At 46.8% G+C, this 5,950-nt stretch carries 5 protein-coding genes and 1 pseudogene; all 6 read right to left on the bottom strand.

Going from position 1 to position 5,950, the window contains the following annotated elements:
• Positions 1–397, bottom strand: a pseudogene (locus V6C93_RS12550) (hypothetical protein); the annotation flags it as partial.
• Positions 398–490: 93 nt separating this feature from the next.
• Positions 491–1,309 carry a Uma2 family endonuclease gene (locus tag V6C93_RS12545; RefSeq protein WP_333476998.1) on the bottom strand — a complete coding sequence of 273 codons (819 nt, stop codon included), beginning with the start codon at positions 1,307–1,309 and terminating at the stop codon, positions 491–493.
• A gap of 249 nt (positions 1,310–1,558) precedes the next feature.
• On the bottom strand, positions 1,559–2,608 hold the full coding sequence (locus V6C93_RS12540; RefSeq protein WP_333476997.1) for an S-layer family protein: 1,050 nt from the start codon (positions 2,606–2,608) through the stop codon (positions 1,559–1,561).
• Positions 2,565–4,553, bottom strand: a complete 1,989-nt coding sequence (locus V6C93_RS12535; RefSeq protein WP_333476996.1) for a filamentous hemagglutinin N-terminal domain-containing protein — start codon at positions 4,551–4,553, stop codon at positions 2,565–2,567. The genes V6C93_RS12540 and V6C93_RS12535 overlap by 44 nt, the downstream gene beginning before the upstream one ends.
• Before the next feature lie 117 nt (positions 4,554–4,670).
• Positions 4,671–4,856 carry a hypothetical protein gene (locus tag V6C93_RS12530; RefSeq protein ID WP_333476995.1) on the bottom strand — a complete coding sequence of 62 codons (186 nt, stop codon included), beginning with the start codon at positions 4,854–4,856 and terminating at the stop codon, positions 4,671–4,673.
• Positions 4,857–4,896: 40 nt separating this feature from the next.
• Positions 4,897–5,484 (bottom strand): hypothetical protein, encoded by a 588-nt coding sequence (locus V6C93_RS12525; RefSeq protein ID WP_333476994.1) that lies wholly within the window; start codon positions 5,482–5,484, stop codon positions 4,897–4,899.
• Positions 5,485–5,950 lie beyond the last annotated feature (466 nt).

Below are 5,950 nucleotides of genomic sequence, written 5' to 3'. Positions count from 1 at the left end.
GATCGCCGACAGCTTGCCAAGCGAGTCCTAAGCTACGCAATCCTGTTGCTTTCACTTCAGAGTTGGGTTGGATTGCGATCGCCTGCTGCACCTGTTCTAAAATGTCGAGCGATCGCCGAAACATTCCCAAACTTTGCAAAGCTTGAGCCTGATTGATTTTACTTCCCAATACCCCCATCTCATCTTTGGCTTGAGCATAAGCCTTTTCAGCCTCTTGCCAGGTTTGAAGAGCTACTTGGGGTTGTCCGTTTGCCAGTTGCAAGCTACCTTGAGTATTCAACCTTTGGGCGAGAGTGGCTGCATCCGCTTGAACTGAGCTTTTCCCCTGAGCAATCTGATGGATGGAGGGAGAGTTAGGGGAAATCGGAAGATACTGCGCCGCGACAGGAACTGTCATCACCGCGAAGAATGAGAACAAGACTAATCCTAAGAAAGACAGTCGTTTCCTATAGCATCTTCCAAAACTTCTCACACAGCTCTCCTACTGTAATTAGTCTGTTTCCGGGTCAATTCCCATTGCCCTTAATCGTTCTGCTAATCTTGCAGCTTTTTGCTCCGCTTGCTCAGCACGTTGTCGCTCTTGCTCGGCTCGTTGTCGCTCCTGCTCAGCACGTTGCCGCTCCTGCTCAGCACGCTCGTCACCAATTAATAAGAGATTGCCCTCACTATCCCACCAACGCAACCACAATTGAGTTTGATTTTGATAAGTGCCGTGCCAAAGTCCTAATTCCATACCCAACGGTTCAATTGGATAGTGATTCCGTTCATTCGGTTCTAGTTTTTGATAGGAAAAATTGTTCAGATGATAGACTTCTAACTTGCCGTTTTTGATTTCATAAATGCCATAGTAGGGGATACGGATAATCTGTTCGTACACCCAAAATTTACCGGGTTTAGTAGTTTTACCCTCCGCGACAACCGATAAAGGAGTTGCATCTCGTTCCTCTTGTCCATCCCCGCTAGCAAACTCTAAAGCAATCCAGGGTGCCATGAATTCTCGCCACAGCACGTAGGAGCGACGAATTTCTCCATTTAGGAGTGGGGGAACATTGGGCACATAAAACCAATCTGGGGCTTCTGCTCCTTTTTCTGGGGGGTCAGTTTCGCGCCAATAAATACCGCAGTCTTGTCCAATTGCGTATTGACCATCTGGATGTCGTTGCTGCAAAACCGAACCAATAGAATCAGTCAAAATGATGCTTTGGGGATGCTCCTGAAAATTTTTCACGAATGTACCATCGGATTCTGGCAGTTGAGTGTGGTCAGGAAATGGGGGGGGTAAATCAGTCTGGATGGCTGTCTCTGTCATAGAAAACCTACCTTTGAAGTTGTGTTAGACTCCTTTCTTATTTTGGAATTTCCTCACAAGACTGAGCGGAAACTGAAGCACTAGGTAAACGTCCTCCATTGGACTCAGCCGTCAGAATAACCGTGCCATTGTCATCAACCCTCTAACCTTGTGCTTCAATCAATGGTGGATTGTGGGTCTGGTTGAGGTTTGCGATCGCTCTTGGCGCAGCGCTTCGCGCGATCGCTTCTTGATGCGGTACCATTCGAGTCATCTCTTGTAAGTCACCTTCACCTGATTGTGCCGAGGTGGTGGGTTGGGATAAGAGTTCGGCTTGGGGTAAATTGCGCGTATCTTGCCAAACGGCGCGTCCGCGCAGATATTGACTGGGATTATCCGAATCCCTCCACGTCCAGTCACACTAAAACGATTGCCCTTATCTGCTGGACAACCTGCTGCAATTTGGTTGGAAGAGTCGGTGAAATTAGACGGCAATTCAGTTAATCCCCTAGATGGATCGACATCTGGACTATTGATCGTAATCGTGCCATCAATGCCTAATTGAGAACTGGCAGTAATTTCACTCACTGGGATGGGTTGTTTTGTATTATTTAGCTGCAAGCCAAAAATACCTTGAGCAGTAATGTTGATATTCCCTCCCCTGCCTGCAAAGGCATTGGCGATGATGTCGCTATTTTCTTTGGGAACAGCCACAACAAATTGAGCATTGATGTTCATGTTGCCGCCGTTGCCGCGATCACTCGGTTGGTTTCCAGCACGAGTAGAGATTTGACTGCCATTCCGCAACAGCGCAATATCGGAAACCCGCAGGTTGATGTCGCCTCCTCCTCCAGAAGTACTGGTGGCACGGATAGTACCCCTGTCGAGGAAAATGGAACGGGCATTGATGTTAACCTCACCTGCGTTGCTCGTGCCTTGAGCACTGACGTTGACCTCTCCTCCTTGTCCCACAATTAACTGCCCTGTCTCAATGTTCAACGTTCCGGCTTTTCCAGCACCCACAGAATCGGCGCGTATGCCACTGGAAAAACTGCCATCGGGTGAAGTGCCAATCACCTCGATTAACTTTGAATCTTTGATGGTCAACGTACCACCATCTCCCTTCCCGAACGTTGCTGTTACGATGGCAGAACCATTGCCGACACTGAGCTGTCTGACTGATAAGGTCAAGTCTCCTGCATTTCCCTCTCCAAACGTAGCCGTAGCAATAGCAGCACCATCTGTGAGAGTGAGTCTCTGGGCATTGAGTGTCAAATCACCAGCATTTTGACCACTGGGTGACGTTTCCAGAGTTGCCACTGGATTGAAGGGGAATAAACGAATCGGTACCCGTACCAAGAGCGCTATGACGCACTACAACCTCGTCTGTCGCCTTGAGCAGCAGATCTCCCCCCGGAGCATTACTAAATGTGTTGGCAGTGACAATAGAATCCTCTAGAACAATGGACGGAGCGGTGAGAGTGACACCATTTGTGATACCGCTGGGAGGGCTAGAACCGAAGATAGTGTTTACCAGGACAACTCCCTTACCTGACAAGATACCGCCACTGGTGAGCGTGATTTTTCCTGGTAGTCCTCCATTGGACGTGATATTACCATTGGGGTCGAACTTGTCTACCGTCATGCTGAGGTTGCCTGCGGCAGTCAGTGAGATGTCTCCGGCTTGAAATGAGGAATCTGTGACAATAGAATTAGTCGTTGCGATCGCACCTCCCACACTTGTGGCGGAAAGGTTACCAGCGTTGCCAGTACCACTGCTAGTATTTAAAAGCCCAGTTGTAATGTCTCCTAGAGAGAATAAGGTAATATTACCGCTATTACCAGCCTGATTTGAACTGATAATGCCAGCATTGGTGGTATTAATTTGACTGGTTGGTGCAAAGCTTCCTGATGCAAGGGTGACATTTCCGCCGTTGGTTAAGATTTGGGAACCTGGACTCATGACAAACTGAGCAACTCCAGAGTCGCGGTCTGCTGGTATTAAAGTATTCTCATCATTAAACTTAGCCGTAAAATTTCCACAATTGAGCCTGATGCTGCGGCTAGGTGCAATGGTGAGCGATCGCCCTGCCAAAAAGGTCAGGCTATTTCTCCCAATTCCGGTAATATCATCATCAACGGTAATATCATTATCCGCTTGCAAAATCACATCATTAAGAAACAAGGCTTGGCTAATGGCTAGACCACTAATCGTACTGTCTGCTTGAATGAGAATATTTTTAGGGTCAAGCAATAATGTACCGACCTTACCCATAGGAGCAGAAGTATCTACAGTTCCGCTAAATTGCAGATTTCCTCCCGATACTTCTACAAGACCCCCATTTCCCGCATTTTCTCCTCCACCAGCACTAATCGCACCCTCAAAGTGGGTTGTCTCATTTGACTTAATAATGACTGTTCCTCCATTATCATTCCCTCCTCCTACTAAGGCCGGAGTGAGGTGATTCGGGGGTCTAGCATCGGCGTTAATCCTGACACCAGAACCAATATTGACTTGCTTTCCATTCCCAAGTAAAACTGTCCCGCCACCCGTCGGTGCAGAAACATCGATACTGGCATTATCCAGTAAGCTCACCCGTTCTCCTAAAACCTGGACTGTGCCTCCTGGCGTACTCAAGGAACCTGTGCTAGTGACCCTATCTACCTGTAACGTGAGCGTTTGTCCGGCTCCTACTGCTAAGTTCCCTTGATTTTCAATTTCGGCTTGATGAGAGCGCTGAGCGTTAGTAAATAAGGCTCCTGGTTGGATGGCTAGTAATGTACTGTTTTCTGGTTTTTCTGCGCTGAAGAATCCATTTTCTCCTAACCTAATTCCATCGGCTGTGCTGGCTACAAATGAACCTGCCACATCTAATCTGGCTCCTGCACCAAATATAATACCGTTAGGATTAAGTAAAAACAGATTAGCCGCACCCTCTACACCTAATGTGCCAAAGATATTGGAGACATTATGTCCCGTGACGCGGGTGAGGATATTGGTAATACCCAAAGGGTTAGCGAAATAAACTTGCTGTTGATTGCCAACGTTGAATTCAACAAAACTATGGAACAGGTTACTGCCACGCATTGCCCCGCCGTCAATGAAGTCCCGGCTATCCTGAGAAGTGACTCTTGAACTTTCTATCCCCAAAGTCTGGTCGGGAATCAGTTGAGCATTAACTTTTGACTGAATCAAACAATTAGCCAAGATTATTGACAAAGTACCAATTAATTTCAAGCATTTGTCTCGGTGTTGACTACTCATAACCTTTAAGATTGTTCTGAAATTAACCTTGTAATTACAGATAATTTTTCTGGATATAATAATCCAGAAAAATTACCCATTATATATAAAAACTAAGTCCTTAGTTGCGCTTTAGCGCTAAAGCACAACTGCACAATTTCCTTGAGCTTGCGCTGTAAGGTACGGGGGGCAAATCCTAGACGAGAGGCGATTGCCTTCGGCACCAGCGAAGCTGATCGCATCCAGCTCCGGATCGCCACCCCGTAAGCCCACACTAATCTCTTGATGCACTTCGAGGTAGTTTAGCCAACTGTAACGATTCATCTTTGATAAGACTTCACCGGAGTTGGGACAGGTTCGATTTTTACGTTGCTTTCTCCAGCACTGCCAAGATTTTGCCCAAACTTTCCAAGCTATACTCAACTGGGGAAATACTGACCGCTTTGCCATTGATCTGCAAGAATTTCCAACGATCGCCAGTTGTCACTGCGCCATACACCACTTCACTCTGGTTGAATATCTGTGCGGCAACCATTGTGGCAAGGCATTGCCCTAGCCCCGAAACAATACTCTCATTCTTGGCTTCGACAATAGTCAGAACGGGAGCCTTGATGTAATAGAATTCATCTGAGGCAGTGACAATAAAATCGCACCGTCCCTTCAATCCCAGCTCTTCGTTGACGTTGAAAGTTTTACCAGAAAACACTACTATATTCTTTCTCCGACGCAACTCGTTAAGGATGGGAGTGATAATAAGTTCTGACCTAGCCTTTTCAGTATTGGTTGCTAAGGCTAGCAGTACATTATCCTCCAAGTCCTGAAGTAACCTCTGGCTGGGTTCAACTGGTTCTATGTTAGCTGTCCAATTAGTTCGCTCATCTAAAACTAGCTCGAACATTTCCTGTACTATTGGCAGGGTGAACTGCTCGTAAGATGTGGGTTTATCTGTCATTACAAATACTCCTTGTTTGTATAGCCCCTCCTATCATTCTCCGACTACTCAGGACAATGTTTGCCCAAATCCACTAGAGCGTCGGTTCAGTAATCGCCAAAACAACGATTTTTCGTAGGGGCAGTGCCCCCGTGCCTGCCCCAAACCCTGACGGGGCAACCACGGGGGGATTGCCCCTACCATTAATGAACCGACGCTCTAGCAGAAATGAGAAACCCAGCAGACATCAAGACATCAGGAGAAAGCCATTTATCTGTTTGCTTGCGTAAATTACCGAAATCAATGCGTGAACTCCTCAAATGAGAAAGCCCGCAGACATGAGGAGTAAGCCATTTACCTTTTGAAGTGCGGAATCTACTAAAATGAGTAAGCAAACTGGCATCAGGAGAAAGCCATTTACCTTTTTGCTTATTCAATCCGTCAATTTGTCAAGAGATGGTAACCTGAACGCAGCTTTCAGATGCTC

Source organism: Allocoleopsis sp. (genome assembly GCF_036703385.1).
GTDB lineage: Bacteria > Cyanobacteriota > Cyanobacteriia > Cyanobacteriales > Coleofasciculaceae > Allocoleopsis.
Note: the sequence above shows the minus strand (reverse complement) of the source record. Positions and strands in the feature narration are given on the sequence as shown.